This window comes from Sphingomonas endolithica (genome assembly GCF_025231525.1).
GTDB classification, from domain to species: domain Bacteria; phylum Pseudomonadota; class Alphaproteobacteria; order Sphingomonadales; family Sphingomonadaceae; genus Sphingomonas; species Sphingomonas endolithica.
Genome location: NZ_CP103057.1, coordinates 566,835 through 589,020, shown reverse-complemented (window position 1 = coordinate 589,020; position 22,186 = coordinate 566,835). Strand labels below are relative to the sequence as shown.

At 64.6% G+C, this 22,186-nt stretch carries 21 protein-coding genes and 1 tRNA gene; 9 read left to right on the top strand and 13 right to left on the bottom strand.

Translation table 11 applies throughout. The features are described from left to right. Positions 1 to 17 precede the first annotated feature (17 nt). The 5 genes from NV382_RS02875 to dapA form a co-directional block, all read right to left on the bottom strand. Entirely contained in the window at positions 18 to 2,426 is a 2,409-nt protein-coding gene (locus tag NV382_RS02875) for a hybrid sensor histidine kinase/response regulator (RefSeq protein ID WP_260599043.1), read from the bottom strand. Positions 2,427 to 2,577: 151 nt separating this feature from the next. Then, the gene (locus NV382_RS02870; RefSeq protein ID WP_260599042.1) at positions 2,578 to 4,635 is read right to left on the bottom strand and encodes a M13 family metallopeptidase; all 2,058 of its coding nucleotides are present in this window, start codon (positions 4,633 to 4,635) and stop codon (positions 2,578 to 2,580) included. A 205-nt stretch (positions 4,636 to 4,840) separates the two neighbouring features. Then, positions 4,841 to 5,416 carry a DUF2062 domain-containing protein gene (locus NV382_RS02865; protein ID WP_260599041.1) on the bottom strand — a complete coding sequence of 192 codons (576 nt, stop codon included), beginning with the start codon at positions 5,414 to 5,416 and terminating at the stop codon, positions 4,841 to 4,843. A gap of 154 nt (positions 5,417 to 5,570) precedes the next feature. Beyond that, positions 5,571 to 6,053 carry an SsrA-binding protein SmpB gene (gene smpB / locus NV382_RS02860; protein ID WP_260599040.1) on the bottom strand — a complete coding sequence of 161 codons (483 nt, stop codon included), beginning with the start codon at positions 6,051 to 6,053 and terminating at the stop codon, positions 5,571 to 5,573. Positions 6,054 to 6,216: 163 nt separating this feature from the next. Further along, a complete protein-coding gene (dapA, locus tag NV382_RS02855) occupies positions 6,217 to 7,098 on the bottom strand; it encodes a 4-hydroxy-tetrahydrodipicolinate synthase (RefSeq protein WP_260599039.1) in 882 nt (293 codons plus the stop codon). An 87-nt stretch (positions 7,099 to 7,185) separates the two neighbouring features. Here dapA and NV382_RS02850 point away from each other — a divergent pair, with 87 nt between their 5' ends. From NV382_RS02850 to NV382_RS02830, 5 genes are all read left to right on the top strand, one after another. Further along, the gene (locus NV382_RS02850) at positions 7,186 to 9,177 is read left to right on the top strand and encodes a lytic transglycosylase domain-containing protein (RefSeq protein WP_260599038.1); all 1,992 of its coding nucleotides are present in this window, start codon (positions 7,186 to 7,188) and stop codon (positions 9,175 to 9,177) included. A gap of 39 nt (positions 9,178 to 9,216) precedes the next feature. Next, entirely contained in the window at positions 9,217 to 9,708 is a 492-nt protein-coding gene (gene greB / locus NV382_RS02845; RefSeq protein WP_260599037.1) for a transcription elongation factor GreB, read from the top strand. 54 nt (positions 9,709 to 9,762) lie between these two features. Continuing rightward, entirely contained in the window at positions 9,763 to 10,545 is a 783-nt protein-coding gene (locus NV382_RS02840; protein WP_418066747.1) for an NYN domain-containing protein, read from the top strand. Then, positions 10,545 to 12,191 (top strand): M28 family peptidase, encoded by a 1,647-nt coding sequence (locus NV382_RS02835; protein WP_260599036.1) that lies wholly within the window; start codon positions 10,545 to 10,547, stop codon positions 12,189 to 12,191. The genes NV382_RS02840 and NV382_RS02835 overlap by 1 nt, the downstream gene beginning before the upstream one ends. 181 nt (positions 12,192 to 12,372) lie before the next feature. Beyond that, positions 12,373 to 12,645: an acylphosphatase gene (locus tag NV382_RS02830; protein WP_260599035.1), complete on the top strand. Its 273-nt coding sequence runs from the start codon at positions 12,373 to 12,375 to the stop codon at positions 12,643 to 12,645. 46 nt (positions 12,646 to 12,691) lie between these two features. Here NV382_RS02830 and ettA read toward each other — a convergent pair whose 3' ends face one another. Continuing rightward, a complete protein-coding gene (gene ettA, locus NV382_RS02825; protein ID WP_260599034.1) occupies positions 12,692 to 14,371 on the bottom strand; it encodes an energy-dependent translational throttle protein EttA in 1,680 nt (559 codons plus the stop codon). Positions 14,372 to 14,522: 151 nt separating this feature from the next. Between ettA and NV382_RS02820 the strand changes: the two genes are divergently transcribed. The 3 genes from NV382_RS02820 (at position 14,523) to NV382_RS02810 (ending at position 16,666) form a co-directional block, all read left to right on the top strand. Further along, entirely contained in the window at positions 14,523 to 15,944 is a 1,422-nt protein-coding gene (locus tag NV382_RS02820) for a M20/M25/M40 family metallo-hydrolase (RefSeq protein WP_260599033.1), read from the top strand. Positions 15,945 to 16,102: 158 nt separating this feature from the next. Next, complete coding sequence (locus NV382_RS02815) at positions 16,103 to 16,366, top strand: hypothetical protein (protein WP_260599032.1); 264 nt, start codon at positions 16,103 to 16,105, stop codon at positions 16,364 to 16,366. 223 nt (positions 16,367 to 16,589) lie between these two features. Further along, positions 16,590 to 16,666, top strand: a tRNA-Pro gene (locus tag NV382_RS02810). Between the two features lie 202 nt (positions 16,667 to 16,868). On the opposite strand, the gene NV382_RS02805 is transcribed toward NV382_RS02810, so the two are convergent. The 6 genes from NV382_RS02805 to NV382_RS02780 all read right to left on the bottom strand — a co-directional run bounded on the left by NV382_RS02805 (position 16,869) and on the right by NV382_RS02780 (position 20,193). Beyond that, positions 16,869 to 17,222 (bottom strand): DUF308 domain-containing protein, encoded by a 354-nt coding sequence (locus NV382_RS02805; RefSeq protein ID WP_260599031.1) that lies wholly within the window; start codon positions 17,220 to 17,222, stop codon positions 16,869 to 16,871. Next, positions 17,216 to 17,446: a hypothetical protein gene (locus NV382_RS02800; protein WP_260599030.1), complete on the bottom strand. Its 231-nt coding sequence runs from the start codon at positions 17,444 to 17,446 to the stop codon at positions 17,216 to 17,218. Before NV382_RS02800 ends, NV382_RS02805 begins: the two co-directional genes overlap by 7 nt. A gap of 112 nt (positions 17,447 to 17,558) precedes the next feature. Continuing rightward, complete coding sequence (locus tag NV382_RS02795) at positions 17,559 to 18,200, bottom strand: DUF1109 domain-containing protein (protein ID WP_260599029.1); 642 nt, start codon at positions 18,198 to 18,200, stop codon at positions 17,559 to 17,561. Then, complete coding sequence (locus NV382_RS02790) at positions 18,190 to 18,693, bottom strand: sigma-70 family RNA polymerase sigma factor (RefSeq protein ID WP_260599028.1); 504 nt, start codon at positions 18,691 to 18,693, stop codon at positions 18,190 to 18,192. The genes NV382_RS02795 and NV382_RS02790 overlap by 11 nt, the downstream gene beginning before the upstream one ends. A 207-nt stretch (positions 18,694 to 18,900) precedes the next feature. Further along, on the bottom strand, positions 18,901 to 19,758 hold the full coding sequence (locus NV382_RS02785) for a serine hydrolase (RefSeq protein WP_260599027.1): 858 nt from the start codon (positions 19,756 to 19,758) through the stop codon (positions 18,901 to 18,903). Between the two features lie 171 nt (positions 19,759 to 19,929). Further along, the gene (locus NV382_RS02780; protein ID WP_260599026.1) at positions 19,930 to 20,193 is read right to left on the bottom strand and encodes an RNA 3'-terminal phosphate cyclase; all 264 of its coding nucleotides are present in this window, start codon (positions 20,191 to 20,193) and stop codon (positions 19,930 to 19,932) included. A gap of 56 nt (positions 20,194 to 20,249) precedes the next feature. Here NV382_RS02780 and NV382_RS02775 point away from each other — a divergent pair, with 56 nt between their 5' ends. Further along, complete coding sequence (locus NV382_RS02775; protein WP_260599025.1) at positions 20,250 to 21,347, top strand: NADH:flavin oxidoreductase/NADH oxidase; 1,098 nt, start codon at positions 20,250 to 20,252, stop codon at positions 21,345 to 21,347. Between the two features lie 39 nt (positions 21,348 to 21,386). Here the strand turns inward: NV382_RS02775 and NV382_RS02770 are convergent, their stop codons facing one another. Further along, a complete protein-coding gene (locus NV382_RS02770) occupies positions 21,387 to 22,034 on the bottom strand; it encodes a sulfite oxidase-like oxidoreductase (protein ID WP_260599024.1) in 648 nt (215 codons plus the stop codon). Positions 22,035 to 22,186 lie beyond the last annotated feature (152 nt).

The following is a 22,186-nucleotide window of genomic DNA, read 5'->3' as shown; positions in this document are numbered from 1 at the left end:
AACGCCATGGTGGAAGGTCAGGATGGCTGCGCTGCCAACAATGCCCTTGCCGCTTCGGCCAATTGCTGCACCGAAAAGGGTTTCGCCAGGAACTGGACATTGTCGATGTCGATCGACTTGCGCAGCGTCTCTTCGGCGTAGCCGGACATGAACAGCACCGGCAGATCGGGGTAACGCTGCCGTACCAGACGGACCATCGTGGGACCGTCCATGATCGGCATCATCACGTCGGAGATGAGCAGATCGGGCCGGCCGCTGTTCGCCACCACCTCCAGCGCCGCCTCACCATGCTCTGCAGTCAGCACGGTATAGCCTTGGCGGCTGAGCGCCCGGTCCGCGATGGTACGGACCATGTCCTCGTCCTCGACCAGCAGGATCGTCCCCGTTCCCCACAAGTCGACGGGTTTCTCTGTCGCTGCCAGGCGCGGGCGCACCGGCTCCGGCGCGCTCGTCGCGGTGTGGACCGGCAGATAGATGGTGAAGGTCGTGCCCGGGCCGGTCTTGTTGTTCTCGGCGAAGATATAGCCGCCCGATTGCTTGACGATACCGTAGACCGTCGAAAGGCCGAGCCCGGTCCCCTTCCCGACTTCCTTGGTGGTAAAGAAGGGCTCGAAGATCTTGGGCAACACGTCGGCCGGGATGCCCGTCCCCGTGTCTCCGATCGCCAGCGCGATATAGTCGGCAATGGGCAGGATGTCCGAGCCCATGTGACGGACCTCTGCTGCAGAGACGGCCATCGTCTGGATCGACAGCGTGCCGCCGCCGCGAGCGTTGCGAGTCACCATCGCATCGCGCGCATTTACCGCGAGATTGACGACAACCTGTTCGAGCTGCCCCGGATCGGCGCGTACCGGCCCCAGATTGCGCCCATGTTTGACGGTGAGCGTCACCGTTTCACCCAACAGCCGCTTCAACAGGTTCGAGACCTCGGATATGACGTCGGGTAGCTGAAGCACCTGTGGCCGCAGCGTCTGCTGGCGAGAAAAAGCGAGCAACTGCCGCGTCAAGCTGGCAGCACGATTCGAATTGGCGCGGATCTGCTGGATGTCGTCATAATCACTGTCGCCCGGCGTGTGGCGCATCAACATTAGATCGCAATGGCCGATGATGGCCGTCAGGATATTGTTGAAATCGTGCGCGACGCCCCCGGCCAACTGGCCCACCGCCTGCATCTTGGTCGCCTGCGCCACTTCGCGCTTCAGCCGCGTCTCCTCATTATTGTCCTTGAGGCTTAGCAGAACGGCCGCTTCGCCCAAGCCCCGGGCGCCAGCGATCGACAAAGCGACGGGTTCATCGGGATGGTCCTTCAACCGCACGGCAAGATCGGTCGAGTGCGTTGCGCCGCCCGCGAAGCGCCGGATCGCGTCGGCCACCACGCCCTTGTCCTCGCGCACCAACAGGTCGCCGGGATAGAGCGGTGGGCTGGCCGGATCGACCTGCGCCGCCCGGGCAAAGGCGTGGTTCATCTGGATGAAGCGGCCATCGCGACCGACCAGCGCCATGCCGAATGGCATCAGGCTGACGAGGTTGCGAATATGGGATGTCGAACTGTCGCCCACCGCGGGCGCGGCGCCCCCCGCTTCCTCATCGAGCAGGACGATGAGCATTGGCGCGTCATCCCCTTCAAGGAACGGGATCTGCAGCACGCGCAGCGGCACGCCGCCCAACCCCTCGCGTTCGAAATGCACGTTGCCGCCGGTGTCGGTGATCAGGAAACGCGCAAAGTCACGTCCGGCAACTGCGCCTTCCTCATGGCCCATCGCCCGGGCGCGGAACACGCGGTTAGCGCTGCGGATGCGCCCGTCGGGGCCTAGCAAGGCCGTCATGATCCCGGCGGCGGCAAGCCGGTCACCCGTCTGGCCGGCAATCAAGGATTCGACCCTGGCCGCCAGATCCAGTTCTTCGGTGCCACGGAAACGCCAGATCAGCAGGTCGTCTGCCTCCCCTGCACGTTCGATCATCGCGTCGAGCGGCATGCCGCGTGCAACGAGGCGTTGGAGCGCGGCGCTGCCGTCTCGCCAGGCTGCGCGGCCGGCGCTGCTCAGCCGCTCCACGCCGGTATTGTCTACCGGCAAGCCCGGAGGTGTCGGAAACCCGCCAAACAACGTTTCGTAGCGGTCGTTGGCGCAGACCATGCGGCCGGCGCGGTCGGTGATGGCCACTGCGTCTGCGCTGCTCGCGGCCAGCGTGCGCGCAACCGACCAGTCCGGTTCGGTCTCCCCAAGCTTCGAGGCCGGGAACAGGCGCCGGGCGGCGACCAGCCCACTCGTTATAACGAGTGCTGTGGCAAGGAAGGCAGCGGCAACGACGATATTGCCGACAAGGCCGAGGATCACGAGCGCTGCGGCGACACCGCAGCCGATGGCGATCAGAGCAGCGCTGCGCGTCTGGTCAGGTGTGGTCGGGGGTGCTGGGAGGCTGGCCATCGGCATGTGTCTTGGAGCGGGACGCGGGAGCGTTCAAGCGATTACGATGACATGGGTTTGAGCCACCACCTATCCGATCGTCCTGAGTAGCGGCCGTGCGTATTTAGCTACTCAGCACGAACAGCTCCCCCCGAAAGGGAGGGAGCTCAGATCACCACACCTTCAGCCGCTCCGCCGGGGCCAGATACAGCTTGTCGCCGGGCTTGGGCTGGAACGCGCCATACCACGGATCCATGTTGCGGACGATCGAGGCGCGCTGTTCGGACGGGCTGTGCGGGTCGGTCAGCAGACGCTGTCGCAACGTCGCCTCACGGTAGCTGCGGCGCCACACCTGGGCCCAGCCGAGATAGAAGCGCTGATCGCCAGTGAAGCCGTCGATCACCGGCGCTTCCGCGCCACTCAGCGACTTCTTGTACGCATCATACGCGATCGTCAGGCCCGCGAGATCGGCCATGTTCTCGCCGAGCGTCAGCGCGCCCTTCAGGTGCATACCGGGCAGCGGCTCGTAGGCGTCATATTGCGCGACGACCTTGCCGGTCAGCGCGGTGAAGTTCTTGACGTCGGCCGGGGTCCACCAGTCGGACAGCGTGCCGCTGGCGTCGTACTTGGCACCCTGATCGTCAAAATGGTGGCTGAGCTCATGCCCGATCACCGCACCGATGCCACCATAGTTCACCGCCGGGTCGGCGGCCGGATCGAAGAACGGCGGTTGCAGGATGGCTGCGGGAAAGACGATCTCGACCATGCCGAAATTGGCATAAGCGTTGACCTCCATCGGGGTCATCCCCCATTCCCAACGCTCGACCGGATGGCCGAGCTTGGCGATGTTATAAGCGTGCTGCCATTCGCTCGCACGCATGTTGTTGCCGAAAGCGTCGCCGGCGCTGATCTGCAGGCCGGAATAATCCTTCCAGCGATCGGGATAGCCGATCTTCGGCACGAACGCGGCAAGCTTGGCATGTGCCTTGACCTTGGTCTCGGGTGCCATCCAGTCGAGCTGGTCGATACGCGTGTTCATCGCCGAGATGATGTTCTTGACCAGCGTGTCCGCCGCTGCCTTCGTCTCAGGTGGGAAGTACTTCGCTACGTAGAGCTTGCTGACCTCGTCATCCAAGGCGCTGCTGGTGAACTGCACGCTGCGCTTCCAGCGTTCCTCCTGCTCCGGCGTACCGCCAAGCGTGGTGCCGTAGAAGGCGAAGCTTTCATCGTCGAGCGGCTTGGGCAGCACGTCGGCGAAATTGTGCAGCGTGTTATAGACGAGCTGATCGCGCAGCACGCCGATCGGCGCAGCGCGGACGAGCCGGGCGATCGCGGTCACGGCGCTTGGCTGCGCGACGACGACATCGCTCACGTTATCGGCACCGCTGGCCTTCAGCATCGCCGCGAAATCCAGGCCGGGCGCCGCCTTCTGCAACTGGACAAGCGTCATCTTGTTGTAGGTCTTGGTCGCATCGCGGCTGTCGATGCGGGTCCAGCTGACCTTGGCGATCGCGGTCTCGAGATCGACGATCGCCTTGGCGCGCGGTGCGGCGTTGGTCTCGCCGGCGAGTGTCAGCAGCCGGGCGACATGCACCTGATAGGCGGCCTTGGCTTCGGCAAGCTTGGCGTCGGTGCTGAGGTAATAATCGCGGTCGGGCAGATTTAGTCCGGCCTGGTAGATGCCGAAGACATAGGCATTCGGGTTCTTGTCGTCCTGACCGACGCCCGCCGCGATGGGGCCGCGCACGCCGACGCGTGACAACTCGCCGAGCAAGGTGGAATAATCCGCCTTTGTCGTCGCCTTGATGCGGGTGAGCAGCGGCTGCACTGGCGCCATGCCCTTGGCGTCGATCGCCGAGCGGTCGAGATAGCTCGCATAAGCCGTACCGATCTTGGACGCCGGATCCTTGGCCGCGGCATCGAGAATCTCGCGGGTGCGCGACTCCGACAGGTCGGAAAGGATGTTGAATGCGCCGTAGTTCGACTTGTCGGCCGGGATCGGCGTGTTCTTGGTCCAGGTGCCGCTGGCGTAATTGTAGAAATTGTCACCCGGCTTCACGCTGCGATCCATGCCGGCTTCGTCGAAGCCGAACGTGCCGTAAGCGGGCTTTGCCGCCGGAGCCGCGACGACGGGTGTCGTTGCAGCCGTGTCGGTGCCCGGGCGATCGGCGGTGGTCGCGCACCCGGCGAGCATCGTGGCGGAGAGCAGAAGGGCGAGCGAAAGTTTCATGCAAGACGACTCCGGGACAGCGATGCTGACCTGTTCTACTCGGCTGATATGCTTGTCAAATCTTGTTCGTCACAGGAGATGTGTCAGGCGAACGCAGCGCACACTCTCTTGTTTTGTTATCCACGATTGCGGGCGTCCAGGGCCGCGAGCGCTGGTGTTTGTGTCCCTAAGCCCCCGCGTTCGCGGGGGAACAAGAAGGATACGGTCAGCCGTTAGCTGCGTCGATCTTGTGGTGACGATGCCGCCACTTATGCGCGATCCACAGCCGCCAGCCGAGCGCGCTCAGCGCATAGCCAGCGACCGAGAAGACGATGGTGATGATCACCAGGCCGATCACGAACGACGGCAATGCGCCGGCCCATAACCAGTGGATCCAGCTAGAGTTCGCCTCCACCGCCCCGGCGATCGGCGACCCTGGCACTTGCGAATCCAACCGCAGGACGCGTCCACCGATCCAGTAGGAGGCAAGCCAGAAGAGCGGCGTCGTCAGCGGGTTGGTGATGAAGGTCGTCGCCGCGGCGGTCGGAATGTTGGCCCGAAAGGGCAGCGCGAAGATCGCCGACAGCACGATCTGCGCGACCGGGAACAGGATGCCGGTGACCATGCCCAATGCCACGCCACGGGGCACGGAACGACGGGTGAAGCGCCACAATTCGGGAGCAAGCACGCGGTGTGCGACGGGTTTCAGGAAACGATTGTGCTCCAGGCTCTCGCGCGTCGGCATCGAGCGGCGCCACCAAGCAGCGAGGCGCGTGAAGATACCCGGTTTTTTGAGGGGCATCGCTGACGCAGAACCCTCGAAGCGACCTTCGCCGATCCGTCGCACATCGAGCATTTTACTCTGCTGAGCCGAAGTGTCAGGCTGCAAACGGACGTGCTCTGACAAGCTTGACACAGCATCGCCGGATGCATTGTCGATTATAATGGGCGGTTTCTCAGCCACGATCACGCATGATCCGGCCCTGGTCCCGCTTCCACTCGCGTTCCTTGATCGTATCGCGTTTGTCGTGCGCCTTCTTGCCCTTGGCCAGCGCCAGCTCGATCTTGGCCCTGCCCGACGGGTTGAAGTAGATCGACAGCGGCACGAGCGTCATGCCGTCGCGCATCACCGCCCCGAACATCTTCTTGATCTCGCGCTCATGCAGCAGGAGCTTACGCGGACGCTTGGGTTCGTGGTTGAAGCGGTTGCCATGGCTGAATTCGGGGATGTTCGAATTGATCAGATGGACCTGCCCGTCCTTCACCTCGGCATAACTCTCGACGATCGAGCCCTGCCCGGTGCGAAGCGATTTCACTTCGGTGCCGACCAGGGCGATGCCCGCCTCGAACACCGTCTCGATGAAATAGTCGAACTTGGCGCGCCGGTTCTCGGCGACGACCTTGGTCTTTTCGAAGGTGGCGGGTTTGGGTCTGGCCATGGGAGGCAGCGATGTAGGGGGGCGGAGGGAGGAAGGGAAGCGGGTGTTTTGTTGCTAAGCTTCGGAAGAGCGAGGTGGATGAAGTGCCCGCTCGCCTTTCCACCAACGTTGCTTGACGGATTCACCCACCCCTGGCCCCTCCCTTCCAGGGAGGGGAGAAGGGTTAGGCCACGCCAGCGCTTACCATCGCCGCATCGACCGCTGCCCGGCTGGCCTCCCCCGCCGGAGTCATCGGTAGGCGCAGGTGCATCGGCCAGTCTGGCTTGAGCTTGCCGAGCGCATATTTGACCGGCCCGGGCGACGCATCGGTGAACAGGGCGACATGCAGCGGGAAGAGACGGTCGTGCAGGTCGAGCGCCAGCGTGTAATCCTCGTCCGCACAAGCCGCCTGGAATTCGGCGCACAGTCTGGGGGCTACATTGGCGGTGACCGAGATGCAGCCGACCCCACCGCTGGCATTGAAGGCCAGCGCCATGTCGTCATTGCCCGACAATTGGCAGAAATGCGCGCCGGCCGCGAGCCGTTGCGCCGATGCGCGCTGGATAATGCCGGTCGCGTCCTTGATGCCGACGACGCTGGGGAAGGCATGGGCGATGCGCCCGATGGTCTCGACCGCGATATCGGTCACGGTACGGCCCGGCACGTTGTAGAGCACGATCGGCAAGTCACAGCTGTTTGCGACCGCCTCGAAGTGCCGAAAGATACCCTCCTGGTTCGGACGGTTATAGTAAGGCGGCACCATCAAAGCGGCCGTCGCGCCGGCTTCCTTGGCAGCCTGAATGTTCTGGATCGCGACCCGCGTATCGTTCGAGCCGGCGCCAGCGATGACGGGCACCCTGCCCTTCGCCTGATCGACGCACACGCGCACCGCTTCGAAATGCTCGGCAGCGGTCAGCGTAGCGGCCTCCCCGGTCGTGCCGCAGGGGACCAGCCCGGTCGAACCTTCGGCGATTTGCCATTCGATAAAGTCGCGATAGGCGCCCTCGGCAAAGCTGCCATCGGTGGCGAACGGTGTGACGAGTGCCGGGATCGATCCGGAAAACATGCGCAATATGCTCCTGCGCGGCGATAAATGCCGGGTTTTGCTGATTTGTTCACTGACAAACAATGTGGCGTCCCATAGACTGCACGCATGATCCCGTCGATTTTCAAATTCGGTCTGCTGGCAAGTTCGGGCGTCGCCCTGGCTGGTGTCACGCAGGAACAGCTCGGCTGGGGCCGCGTACAACAATTAGTTCAGGCGCAGGCGCAGATGCCGGCGCAGCCCGCGCTCGCCTCGGCCGTGGCGGAGTGGAATTCGCTCCGCCAGTCCGACTCCTATCCGTTCGACAATTATGCACGCTTCCTGCTCGCGCATCCCGGCTGGCCGGGCGAGATGGCGATGCGGCGGTCGGCGGAGCGGACGCTGACCGGAGGCAATTGGTCCCCGGCCAGCGTCGTAACCTATTTTCGACGCTTCCCACCATTGACCGCGGGCGGCGGTGCGGCGTTCGCGCAGGCCCTGTCGGTCACCGGCCAGCGCGACGAGGCGTATCGCACCGCGCGCAAGGCTTGGACGATGGGCGCCCTGCCCGCCCCCAGCGAAGCGCTGCTGATCTCCAGCTTCTCCGGGGCGCTGACGCCCGCCGACCATGATGCGCGGATGGACGCGTTGTTGTGGCAGGCGTCGACCAGTTCGGCGCAGCGCCAGATCGCCTATGTCAGCCCGGCCAGACGCCTGATCTTCGAGGCGCGGCTCGCCTTCCGCATGAACTCGCCGGCGGCCAGTGCGCTGTCGAGCCAGACCGAGGCGCTCGGCGCCAACGATCCCGGCTATATCGCCGATCGCGCAACCTGGCTGCGTGCTAGCGCCGCGGCGCCGAGTGCCCGTGCCTGGCTGGCGCGGCCGCGCGTGCTGGCGATGCGCCCCGGCAATGTCGAGGAATGGTTCGAGGTGTTGCTGACCAACGCGCGCGAGGCGGCGAATGACGGGCAGTACCAGCTCGCCTACGACATCGCGAGCAAGGTCGACGATGCCTATCCGGCCGGTACCGACGTCGGCAAGACGCCGCTTGGCGAGCGCGACGATTATACCAGCCTGGTATGGCTCGCCGGGCAGACCGCGCTGAAGAAGACATATCGCGCCGCCGACGCGATCGGCATGTTCGATCGCTATGCGCGCGGATCGGCCACGCCGCAGTCGCAGTCCAAGGGCTATTATTGGGCCGGCCGCGCGGCGGAGTCGGCCGGACGGCAGGCCGAGGCGGCAACGTTCTTCGGCAAGGCCGCCGGGTATCGCGACCTGTTCTATGGCCAGCTGGCGATCGAACGGATCGGCCGGCCGCTGACTGCGCCCGGCGCCCCTGCCCCGCGCACGATCGATCCGACGGTGCGCGCCGCCTTTATGAACCGCGAGGTCGTGCGCGTCGCGCAATATCTCGGCAGCTATGGTCGCTGGGAAGACCAGAGCCTGTTCGTCCGCCAAATCGCGATCGACGCCAAGAGCGACACCGATCACACGCTGGCGACCGAATTGTCGAAGTCTATCGGCCGCCCGGATCTCGGCGTGATGGTCGGGCGTAGCGCAGCCCAGAATGGCCTGACCGATTATACCGCGGTCGCCTTCCCGCAGGTGCGTGTGCCCGATACGCAGGCGAGCAACTGGACGATGATTCATGCCATCGCGCGGCAGGAAAGCCAGTTCGATCGTGCCGCGGTGAGCCATGCCGGTGCGCGTGGGCTGATGCAGCTCATGCCCGGCACCGCGCGCGAGACCGCGGGGAAGCTGGGCTTGTCCTACGATACCACGGCGCTGACCACGGACACCGATTACAACATCCAGCTCGGATCGAGCTATTTCCAGCGCATCTATGCGCAGTTCGGCAGCTATCCCCTGGCGGTGGCGGCATACAATGCCGGCCCCGGCAACGTGAACAAATGGCTGCGCGCCAATGGCGATCCGCGCTCCGGCACGGTCGACGTGGTCGACTGGATCGAGGCGATCCCGATCCAGGAGACGCGCAACTATGTGCAACGCGTGCTGGAGAATGCCGTGGTGTACGATCTGATCAACCCGACACGGGCGCGCTCGGCAGGGGCGAGCAACAAGATCAGCTGGTATCTCGGCAAGGGCAAGCCTGGCTGAGGATGAGCCCCTCTCTTCCGGGGAGGGGATGAGAAGAACATGGATCGCCCGAACTACATCACGCCTGCGGGCTATGCCGCGCTGAGTGCCGAATACCGCCAGTTGCTGGGCGAGGAACGGCCCAAGCTGGTCGACGTGATCTCCTGGGCGGCGGGCAATGGCGATCGCTCGGAGAATGGCGACTATATCTATGGCCGCAAGCGGCTGCGCGAGATTGATCGTCGGGCGGGGTTCCTGGCACGGCGCATGAAGGCGGCTAAGGTCGTCGATCCGGCGCAGCAGCCCGACCGGACGCGCGTCTATTTCGGCGCGACCGTCACCATTGCCGATGAGGACGACCAGCACCGCACGCTGACCATTGTCGGCGATGACGAGACGGATGCCGGCGACGGGCGGATCGGCTGGAACGCGCCGCTCGCCCGAGCGCTGCGTGGCGCGGGCATCGGCGATGTACGGCGTGCCGAACTGCCCGGCGGCGAGCGCGAATATGAAGTGATCGCGATCGACTATCCTGCCGCCATTCAGGCGTGACATCGCCCGCCTGTCGCTGATAGGCCCCGTGCGAGCAATCAACGGAGACCGATAGTGAGCGACGATCCTACCCGAAACGTCGCCTTGCTGATCGACGCCGACAATGCGCAGCCATCCTCGCTCGATCCGGTGCTGACGGTGCTAGCCGATCTCGGCGCGGTCAACGTGCGGCGCGCTTATGGTAATTGGAGCAAGCCGGGGCTTAAGACCTGGGCGGCGCTGACGCTGAAGCATGGTATCGAACCGCAGCAGCAATTCGACATCACCAAGGGCAAGAACGCGACCGACATGAAGATGACGGTGGATGCGATGGACCTGCTGTACCGCGGGCGCGTCACCGGCTTTGGGATCATGTCGTCGGACAGCGATTTCATGCCGCTGGTGATGCGCATCCGCCAGGAGGGGCTGCCGGTCTATGGCTTCGGCTCGTCGCGGACGCCCGAGGGATTTCGTCAAGCCTGCACGCGGTTCATCGACGTGACGGGCCTTGCCGTACAGGTAGAGATGCCGCTGCCGCCTGCGATCCTCGCCAAGCCGGCAAAACCGGCCATCGCCTCGACGCCGGCGGCGCCACCCCCGCCGCCTGCCCCGGGCAAGGATGCCGCGGCGCCGGTTGGCGAGGAATTGGTCAAGCTGCTTGGCGACGCGTGGAAGGCGGCCAAGCGCGATGCCGACGGCTTTGCCAGCGTGTCGGAGGTCGGGCGGATCGCCGGCAACCGATCGAGCTTCGACGTGCGCAGTTATGGCTTCTCCAAGCTGGCCGACCTGATCGCCACCCTGCCCGAGTTCCGCGCTGAAGTGCGCGAGGGCCGCACTTATGTGAAGCGAGTACGCTGATGAAACGCACGACTGCCCTGACGCTGGCCGCCCTGAGCCTGGTCGGTGCCACGAAGCCCCCGGTTGCGGTGGAGCCGGCGCGACTGTCCGGGATCGTCAAGACGCTGGCTTCCGACGACTTCGAGGGGCGCGGGCCAGGTACGGCGGGCGAAACCAAGACGATTGCGTATTTGATCGAGCGCTTCAAGGCGCTGGGTCTGCAGCCCGGCGGTCCGGGCGGCGCTTGGACACAGAAGGTGCCGCTGATCCACACCCAGCTCGGCCAAGGCGAGACCGCCCTGATTGGGGCGGACGGCAAGCGCACCGCATTGGTGCGGCCGGCCGAACTCAATCTGACCACCGTGGGTGCGGCCCCGCGGATCGATATTGCCGGCGCGCCGATGGTGTTCGTCGGCTACGGCGTGACTGCGCCGGAGCTCGGCTGGGACGATTTCAAGGGCGTGGACCTGCGCGGCAAGGTCGCCGTGTTCCTGGTCAACGATCCCGATTTCGAAGCGGTGGCGGGTGAAGACGCCAAGGGCAAGTTCGGCGATCGTCGCATGACCTATTACGGCCGTTGGACCTACAAGTTCGACGAGGCCGCGAGACGCGGTGCGGTCGCCGCGCTGATCGTGCACGACACGGAGGGCGCGGGCTATGGCTGGTCGACCGTGTCGGCCAATGCCGGCGAGAATTACGATATCGTGCGGGGCGCCGACGACAAGCGCGTGGCGCTGCAGGGCTGGATCGCGCACGAAGTCGCCGAGCGCATGTTCGCGCATGCGGGGCAGGATTTGGCCAAGCTGCGCAAGGCGGCACGCTCGGCCGCGTTCAGGCCGGTGGCGCTGCCGCTGAAATTCGCCGCGTCGCTGCCGGTGACGGTCGAGCGGGTCGAAAGCGCCAACGTGCTCGCCAAGCTGCCTGGCAAGAGCCGCCCCGACGAGAGCGTGATGTTCGGCGCGCATTGGGATGCCTATGGCAAGGGCCCGGCGGATGCGTCGGGCAAGACGATCCGCCCTGGCGCCAGCGACGATGCGCTGGGCGTAGCAGGCGTGCTGGAGCTGGCACGGGTGTTGAAGGCAGGGCCGGCGCTTGATCGATCGATGGTGTTCGCACTGTGGACCGGCGAGGAACGTGGCCTGTTGGGGTCGGAATATTACGCGACGCATCCGGTTTATCCGCTGGCCAGGACCGCGGCGAACCTGGCGCTCGATATCCTTCAGACTGCGGGCCCTGCCAGGGATGTGATCCTCGTCGGTGCCGGCAATTCGTCGCTCGATGCCGTGCTGACCGATGCGGCGCGGGCGCAAGGGCGCACGATCACGCCCGAAACGTTCAGCGAACGCGGGCTGTTCTACCGTGCCGACCATTTTTCGGTCGTACGGCGCGGGGTGCCCTCGCTGCTGCTGATGGCGCTCGGCGGCGCGCCTGATCTGCGCACCGGCGGCAAAGTGGCCGGGCAGAGCTGGCTCGACGGCTACATGGCCTGCTATCACAAGACCTGCGATGCCTGGGACGCCGGGTGGGACCTGCGCGGGGCCGCGGAGGACGTGGCGCTCTTCCAGACGATGGGGACGCAACTGGGCAAAGCAGGGGTCTGGCCGACGTGGAGCGCTGGATCCGAGTTCGCCGGCGTGCGCGCGAAGAGCGATGCACAGCGACGGTAGTACCGCGATGCAACCCTATGATCCAACCAACGGATCGTCGCGATTTTAGACCAAGCTGCGCCGGAAGCGCTTCAAATCACGACGAGATTGCGGTGCCTAGCCTTTCGCCTGACAGCAAGCGTGATAGCGCTTGATCCAGGATCGCGCGGGGGTCGCGTGGTCGGGAGGATGGGTAATGGACATGTCGGCGCACCGCGTAATCGTGACGGGCAAGGTACAAGGCGTGGGATATCGCAACTGGGCGGTCAGCCGCGCGCGCGTGTTCGGTGTGACCGGCTATGTGCGTAATTGCGGCACCGCGGTCGAAGCGATCGTGTCGGGCGACGACGACGCCGTCGACCGGATGATCGAAGCGATGCGCGAGGGTCCGGCAATGGCGCGCGTCGATCACCTGGAAGTGCAGGCCGCTAACGACGCGAAGCTGAAGGGCTTCACCAAGCGTCTGGGCGCCTGAAGCCGGGTCAAGCGCGGCCGATCGCTGTCGATCGGCCGCGGAGATATTATCGCGTCAGCTTCTTGTACGCCAATGCTGTCGGCCGATCGGCCGCATCGCCCATACGGCGGCGCTTGTCTTCCTCGTACGCCTCGAAATTCCCCTCGAACCATTCGACATGGCTGTTGCCCTCGAACGCCAGGATGTGCGTGGCGAGGCGATCGAGGAAGAAGCGGTCATGGCTGATCACCACCGCGCAGCCGGCGAAATTCTCGATCGCTTCCTCCAGCGCACCCAGCGTCTCGACGTCGAGATCGTTGGTCGGCTCGTCGAGCAGCAGCACGTTGCCGCCGCGCTTCAGCATCTTGGCGATATTGACGCGGTTGCGCTCACCACCCGACAGCTTGCCGACATTCTTCTGCTGGTCGGCGCCCTTGAAGTTGAACGCACCCACATAAGCGCGCGTCGACTGATCGTGGCCGTTGACCTTCATGTAATCCAGCCCGTCGGAGATCTCCTCCCAGACGTTCTTTTTTGGGTCGAGATGGTCGCGGCTCTGGTCGACATAGCCGAGCCGCACCGTGCTGCCCTTGTCGATCGTGCCGGTGTCCGGTGTCTCACCGCCGATGATGAGCTTGAACAAGGTCGACTTGCCGGCACCGTTGGGGCCGATCACGCCGACGATGCCGCCCGCGGGCAGCGTGAAGGACAGGTTCTCGAACAGCAATTTGTCGCCATACGCCTTGGAGACGTTCTCGACCTCGATTACCTTGCCGCCAAGCCGCTCGGGCACCTGAATGACGATCTGCGCCTTGCCGGGTGTGCGATTGCTCTGCGCCTCGACCAACTGGTCGAACTTGGCGATACGCGCCTTGGACTTGGTCTGGCGCGCCTTGGCACCCTGGCGAATCCATTCGAGCTCGTTGCGGATCGCGGTCTGTCGGCTCGAATCCTCACGCTCTTCCTGCTCGAGCCGCTTGGACTTCTTCTCGAGATAGGTCGAGTAATTGCCCTCGTAGGGGAAGTACTTGCCGCGATCGATTTCCAGGATCCATTCCACGACATTGTCGAGGAAATAGCGATCGTGGGTGATCATCAGCACCGCGCCGGCATATTCCTTGAGGTGATTTTCCAGCCATTTGACGCTCTCGGCATCAAGGTGGTTGGTCGGTTCGTCGAGCAGCAGGATCGATGGCTTCTGGATCAGCAACCGGGTCAGCGCCACGCGACGCTTTTCACCGCCCGACAGGCTGGTGACCGGCGAGTCCGACGGCGGGCAGCGCAGAGCCTCCATCGCCAGCTCGAGCTGGCTGTCGAGCGCCCAGCCATCGACCGCGTCGATCTTCTGCTGCAGATCGCCCATTTCCTCCATCAGCGCGTCGAAATCGGTGTCGTCCTGCGGATCGCCCATTTCGGCCGAGATCGCGTTGAAGCGATCGACCATGTCGGCCGCCGCGCGCGCGCCGTCCTTGACGTTTTCGAGCACCGTCTTGGTCGGATCGAGCTCCGGCTCCTGCTCCAGATAGCCGACGGTGATGTTCTCGCCCGGCCACGCTTCGCCGGTAAAATCGGTATCGACGCCGGCCATGATCTTCATCAGCGTCGATTTACCGGCGCCGTTCGGCCCGACGATACCGATCTTGGCACCCTGGTAGAATTGCAGGTTGATGTTCGACAGCACCGGTTTGGGCGCGCCGGGGAAAGTCTTGGTCATGTCCTTCATCACGAAGGCGTATTGAGCGGCCACGGGAAATGCTCCGTTCTTGGCGAAATGATCTGCGGGGATGTCGGCTCGCGATGTAGTGAAGGCGGGCACGCTTGGCAAACCGCCTTGTTATGCCGGGCAGCTTCCCTTTAAGCGTCGGCACACGTCGCCAGTATTCGAGGAAGCTTCCGTAATGAACCGCACTGTCCTGTTCGCCGCTCTGGCGGCGACCGCCCTCTCCTCCTCCCTCACAGCACAGACTCGCCCGCAGCAGCGGACCGACGTGCCTGCCGCACCCAAGGTCGACGCTTCCGTCGCCAAGCTCCGCGATGCCGCGCTGAACGACAAAGTGGCGTACGACATCGTCGAAGGGCTAACGACCGAGGTGGGCCCTAGACTCGCCGGCACCGATGCCGAAGCCCGCGCACGGGCGTGGAGTGTCACCAAGCTGAAGGCGCTCGGCTTCCGGAACGTGCACATCGAGACCTATCAGATGCCGGTATGGGTGCGCGGCGCAGAAACCGCCGAAGTGCTCAGCCCTTTCCCGCAGAAGCTGCACCTCACTGCGCTCGGCAATTCCGGCGCCACGCCGCCGAGCGGACTGACCGCGGAGATCGTTTATTTTCCGAGCTTTGCCGATCTGCAGGCCGCACCGGCCGGCAGCCTGAAAGGCAAGATCGCCTTCGTCTCCAACGCGATGGTCGCGACGCAGGACGGCAGTTCCTACGGCCAGTTCGGTACCGCACGCTTCACCGGCCCGAACATCGCGGCGCAGAAGGGCGCGGCGGCGATCGTCATCCGCTCGATCGGATCGGATCATGGCCGCGGGCCGCATGCGGGCAACACCAATTTCGCGGCGGGCGTGACGCCGATCCCGGCCGCGGCCTTGTCGACGGCGGACGCCGACAATCTCTCGCGCATTGTGGCGCGTGGCAAGCCGGTGACGATGAAGATCGTCCTTACGCCACAACAGACCGGCAACCACGAATCCGGCAACGTCGTAGCGGAAGTGCCGGGCAGCGATCCGCGCGCCGGCGTGGTGCTGGTCGGTGGGCATCTCGACAGCTGGGATCTCGGCACCGGCGCGATCGACGATGCGTCGGGCCTGGCGATCACTGCCGCTGCGGCCAAGCGCCTACTCGATGGCCCGCGGCCCAAGCGCACGATCCGTGTCGTGTGGTTCGGGTCCGAGGAAGTTGGCGGCTTTGGCGGGCGTGCCTATGCCGAGGCGCACAAGAACGACCGGCACGTGCTGGCGGCAGAATCCGATTTCGGCGCCGACCGCGTCTGGCGCCTGGAAACCAACCTGCCAGATGCCGCTAAGCCGATCGGCGACCGTCTCGCAGTGGCGTTGGCGCCGCTCGGCATCGTGCGCGGCAGTGGCAAGTCGCACGGCGGCAGCGACGTCGAACCGGTGCTGGCAATGGGCGTGGCGGGCGTCGATCTCGATCAGTCGGGGCAACGCTATTTCGATTATCACCATACGCCCGAGGACACGCTCGACCGCGTCGATCCGGAACAATTGGCGCAGAACGTCGCCGCCTGGACGACGATGCTCGCGATCGTCGCCAATGCGCCGGAGGAGATCGGGCAGGTCGCTGTGGCAGCAGACTGACCGCAATGCCGCACGCCTGCGATCCTTGCGCTTGCCTGAATGCCGACCGGCTTGATCGGAGTTTGCGATTGACCGTGGCAGAAACGCCGTTATCAGCGGTGTTTCGCGGGGGGCAATCGAGCTGGCCGCGAATTTTGCTATGCTTGGGAGCAAACCGCATGAAGAAAATCGCTTTTGTTCTCGCCGCCGTCGGCCTGATGTCCGTGGCTGCTTGCACCAAGTCGCCGGAAGCTGCCGCTGTTGAAAACAACGCGGAGATGGTGGCTGACAACATGGAAATGACGGCTGACAACATGGAAGTCCTGGCCGACAACAGCACGAACGCTGCTGCTGCCGACGTTCTCGAGAACGTTGCCGACAACATGAACGCCGCTGCTGACAACGTTCGCGACGCTGCGGACGAAAAGGCAGACAACATGTAATGGCGCCGGCTGGCCTTCGGGCCGGCTGGTTCTGTCGCAAGAAGGGCGTCCCGCAAGGGGCGCCCTTTTTCGTTGCGCCGAATGGATCCAGGTGCGTCTGGAGATCTCTACGTTCGACGGCTGACTTCTCGGTCTTAAAACGGGCCGGCGGCAATTCCGTAGCTGGCCGCCACGCTTATCGCCTTGCGTCGCCGCCGCTTCCCCCCTAAGCGCACCCCAGCGTCGGGGAGTGGCGCAGCCCGGTAGCGCGCCTGCTTTGGGAGCAGGATGTCGCAGGTTCGAATCCTGTCTCCCCGACCACTCATCGCTAAGCTGCAAGGGCTTTGCCCTCCCTAGGCGGTAGTCACTCAATACCCTCCATCGGAACAGACCGGATACCGTCGGAGGGTTTGCGACAGCAATCTCACGGTTTAGTCACGGACGACTGTCTCGTTCGATAACCATGGATCAATCCTTTTCGTGCGACTGCAGCCGCTTGCTGCGGCGGATGGTGGGGAGTGGCTCAGGCCACCACGCTGGCACGGCGACGTGCATCGCTGACCGTCAGCAAGACAGCCGAAACGAGGAAGTAGAAGGCGCCGAACGCCGCATAGGGCGCGATGTCGGCAATATCGACTGGCGCGGGACCGGCGGCCTTGCTGAGCATGAAGGCGCCGGCAAGCCCGGACTGGGCACCGCTCAGGATCATCGCCCACTGCGCCCCATGTGACGTCCAGCGCCGCATGCCGGTGATAAGCTGGAACAGGCCGGATAGGATGGCCCATATGCCGAAGATCTGGAGAACGGCGTGCAGGCCATGCGAAAGGGTCGCAGCGACGGTGACCGCGGTCACGATGCTGACCACGAAGTTCAGCATCTGGCTCTTGTTCCTAGCCAGGCCGCCGCTCCGGCCGGCGTCCAGATAGTCGCCAGGGCGTCCCAGGCAGGATAGGCGATGAGCATCACGGCGGCCAACTGGGGTATGGTCCTGGCGATGGTTAGGGCAAGCGCGACCCACAAGGCGGATACCGCGAAGCGCAGGTAGTAATAGGTCTTGAGCCAGTCCCGCTCAGGGGCGTTCGCGTCGATGCTGGTTGTCATTGGATGGTTCCTTTCTTTCATAAGGGCGCACGTCTCCCATCCCGGAATTGAGCGGGTCAGTGGCTATCGGTCTTGACGAAGCGCGGCGTGAGGCCGGCCGCGGCAGGTAGGGTTAGAGGCGGAAGCGGCGCAGCAGGCGCCAGCGCGCTACACCAGCCACGGCGGCACAGCCGATGCTGTACCAGACCACCACGTAGAGCGGGTCGTTGAAGGGGCAGCAGAAGGCGAACACAGAGGCGCCGCAGGTGCCGGCGGCGAGGCCCGCAGCGAGCGCGCTGAGCCTGGGTTGAGTCGGCGCCGCCTTCCGCATCATGGCGCCGAGCAACGCCACGATCGGCAGCGACAGCACGAAGATCGACGTGGCGCACACCACGCCGCTCGCCGGATCGATACGACCGAGCAGCCTGTGGTCGCTCATCCCGGCAGGCGTGACGAACGCGGCGGCGCCGATGGCCGCTGCCGCAAGGGCACACGCCAGCATCAGCCCGCGCCGCGGCCGCGCCGTGGGCGAAAATGATCGGACCGCAAGCACGCAGGCGGTCATGGCCAGAAGTCCGAGGCTCCCCACTCTCCACACCAGATACGGCGATCCGATCATGTGGTTTATGTCCGGCCGCATTACGCCCAGGGCGAGAACAAGCGCCAGTTCCGCACCGCAAAGCGCAAAGAGAAGCGCGCCTTCACGCACCATGCTGCGGCGCCGGACCGGCGGCAGGTCTGACGACAGATCGAAGATCAAGGCTTCATTCGACATCGGGGGACTTCTCAATCAATGCCGTGAGGCGAGCGAGGCGACGGTGGATGTTCATCTTCACGGCCGACGGGGAGAGCCCGATCTGGAACGAGGCTTCGTCGACACTGTAGCCCTGCACCTTGACCAGCAGGATGGCCTGAGCCTGTGCGGGGCGGAGTTCCTCGAGAAGGCTGGCGAGCACGGAACTGCTGATCACCGACGCCTCATGGTCGCCGACCGGAATGTCTTCCGACAACTCTTCGATCGGCCGCCGCGCCAGGCTGCGCAACTGGTCGATCCACTTGTTCTTGGCAATCGCCGCCAGCCAGGGCCCGAAGGGATATTGCAGATCGTAGGTATGGCGTCGCCGATGAATGGCGAGCAGTGTCTCCTGGACGGCATCGTCCACGTCGCCCGGCGGCAGTCGCCGCTCGAAGTAGCGCTTGAGCCATACCGATGCCTCCCCAAGCAGCCGCCGATACGCCCCGCCATGTCCATTCTGGGCAGCCTCCATGAGGCTGCTCCAGCTGTCCGGTGCTGTCCGGGACGGCCGCTCACGACTGAGCCGCGCCGCCCCAGACGAAGAACCTGAGATAAATCTCGACAGAAAGTCCGGGCGCATGGTCTCTTATTCGCGCGCTACGCGATGTTGGTCACTCCATGTCGAGCTTTTTTGTCACGGCGCCGACCGCGGTAAAGTATGCTTCTACGCGGTCTCGGCTCACCGCATTCGCATGAACAGGGCGAGTGCGTTGCGGGCGCTATCCGCAAAGCGGTCGTAGATCGCGCGCGAGACCTCAGCGATGACCGGCTGGCGATCGCGTCCCCCGCGAGCGAACACCGCGATTGCCACGCGGCGACCGTCAGGCATGGTGATGAACCCCACATCATTCGTCACGCCGTCAAGCGTGCCGGTCTTGTTTTCCACCAAAGTACCGGCGGGAAGCAGAGCCCGGATACGGCGCGTGCCCGTCTGGCACCGGCGCATCAGGTCGAACAGAAAGGTGCGGCTTTGAGCCGACAGAACGGTGCCATTGTCGAGTTTGGACAAGAGCCCGACCATGGCGATCGGCGTGGCGATATCCTTGCTGTCGGCAAGGTGGCCGCGCTCCCGCAACAGCTGCGCAATGGTCCGGTCTACCCGCATGCCCGCGATCTTTTGGGACCACAGCCACTGCTGGACGGCAGCGGGGCCGCCGACGTTGGCGAGCAGTTGGTCGGTCGCATAATTATCACTATGTATGATCATCAGCTCCAGGACCTTCGCGGCAGTGCGGCCGGAGATCATGTCGCCGAGGGTGCGGCGTCCTTGATCCACCTGGGCGAGGTAGGTGGCTGCAACGGCGAGCTTGACCGTGCTCGCCATTGGAAACGAGATGTCGCCGTTAATGGCAACGGTCGAGCCATCGCGAAGGTCGAGCGCCGCAATCCCATATTCGCCGGAGCGTTGCGCGAGCAGCGTGCTCAGCTCGCGCTCGAGCCCGACGAGCTCAGAAGAGCTTGCGGCTGCCGGTGCCGGAACGAGGAAGCTCGCGGCGATGCCGGAAAGAAGCAGGCGGAAAAGCAGGGGTACGCGCATCGATCGTCCTTGATCCTTGTCCTTCAGCGACCAGCCAACGCTAAGCTGCGAAACATGAACACCTCGTGTCGCATGCGGTGAGTTGAGGTCAATGGCGGATCGCAGGCGGCGAGTAGCGGCGGCGGTTAATTGCCCCGAAAATCGGCCGCTGTCGCGCAAGCGGCGCTGGGATCACTGCTTGGCGCCACGTTTCTCGATCTTTGTCGTCCTTGCTGCCGCCTCCGGCAACTCGCGCACGGAGAACGCCTCCTCTGGCCAGCCGGCGAGCAGCTTCCCCGCGGTCGCCACGCCAGGCGGAATGGCCTCGAACATGGCCAGTGCCAAACGAGCGACCGGTGCCCCACGTTGGAGGCAGTCGATCAGCCTTAGCGGCGCCGGCGCGATGTTCACCTCGAACTGCCCGCCACCACGCGGGTAAGTGCCGGACCGCAGCACATGGGGACACTTCCGCCGTCCGTACGTTACGCCGCCGACCCTATTTGGAGACGATCATGTCCGGCCCTACCCTATTCACTCCATTCCGTGTCGGCGCGCTTGAGCTCCGCAACCGCATCGTGATTGCACCGATGTGCCAGTATTCGGCTGAGGACGGCTGCATGACCGATTGGCATCTCATCCATCTCGGGCAGCTGGCGCTGTCGGGGGCCGGGCTGCTGACGATCGAGGCGAGCGCGGTCACGCCAGAGGGGCGGATCACCTATGGCGACGTCGGGCTTTACGACGATGCCACGGAGGAAGCGATGGCTCGAACGCTGGCGGCGATACGGCGCTGGTCGGACATGCCGATCGCGATCCAGCTCGCGCATGCCGGTCGGAAAGCGTCGTGTGCCAAGCCCTGGGACGGCGGCAGGCAGATCGCACCCGACGCCGAGAATGGGTGGCAGACCGAAGCGCCATCCACGGCCGCCATCGAGGCTTATGAGAACCCGCCGATCGCGCTGGATGCGGATGGCCTATTGAGGATCCGCGAGGCGTTCGTGTCCTCGGCCATGCGGGCCAAGCGGCTCGGGATCGATGCCGTGCAATTACACGGCGCGCACGGCTATCTGTTGCACCAATTCCTGTCGCCACTCTCCAACCAGCGCGAGGACGATTATGGCGGCAGCCTGGAGAACCGGATGCGCTTCCCCCTGGAAGTGTTCGACGCGGTGAAGGCAGTGTTCGACGGGCCGGTGACGATGCGCGTGTCGGGCAGCGACTGGGCTCCAGGCGGCTGGGACTCGGAGCAGACGGTGGCGTTCGCGCAGGCGCTCGAAGCGCGCGGCTGCGATGCAATGCACGTGTCGAGCGGCGGGCTGACACCTGCGCAGCAGATCCCGGTTGGGCCGAGCTATCAGGTACCTCTCGCCCGAGACGTAAAGAAGGCGGTCGCGATGCCGGTGGTGGCGGTGGGGATGATCACCGAGTTCGAGCAGGCCGAGGCGATCGTCGGGACCGGCGATGCGGACCTGATCGCGATCGCCCGCGCTGCGCTCTACGATCCGCGCTGGCCGTGGCACGCGGCGGCGGCTTTGGGCGGCCAGGTAAAGGCGCCGCCGCAATATCTGCGTAGCCAGCCGCGGCAGTACAAGGATCTGTTCGGAAAGTGACGTCCCCTCCCCGTCCTTCCGGCGATGCCGGGAGGACGGTCAGGAGTAGCGCTCCTCCGCCCAGGGATCGCCGCGCATGTGATAGCCGTTGACCTCCCAGAAGCCGGGCTTGTCCGCGCCGAGGAAGTCGATCCGGCTGATCCACTTCGCGCTTTTCCAGAAATACAGATGCGGGATTACCAGCCGCACCGGCCCGCCATGGTCACGGGTCAGCGGCTTGTCCTGCCAGCTATGCACCAGCAGCGCGTCGGCGGCAGCGAAGTCGGCGAGCGGCACGTTGGTGGTATAACCATCATAGCCGTGCAGGGTCAGAAAGCCGGCCTCGTCGCGGGGCTCGACCAGATCGAGCAGGTCGCGTGTTGCGACTCCCGTCCAATCATTGTCATAGCGCGACCAGGTCGTGACGCAGTGGATGTCGGTCCGGACCTTGGTTTGCGGCAGCGCCATGAAGCTCGCCCAGTCGAGCGTGACGGGGCGCTGGACCATACCGCCGACCTTGAGACGCCATCGCTCCTGCGACACGTCCGGCTGGCGGCCGAGATCGAGCACGGGCCAGTTCTTCACCAGATGCTGGCCCGGTGGCAGACGCTCCACATCGGGACGTGCCGTATGGCCGGTAAGGAACTTGTGCTCGCTCGCCCAGCGCTGCTTGGAGCGGGTGAGCTTGCTGGAAGTGTCGTCGTCCATGCGGTGTGCTCTCTCCAGGGGGCGGTCCATCTTCCGCCATTGATGGCACAGGATCAAGCATGAGACAGGCGACGAGCAGATTATCGGAAGCACGTGGCTTGGCAGCCTGTCGCATGGGTCAGCAATAACAGGTTCGAGCCTGCAGCCGGCGT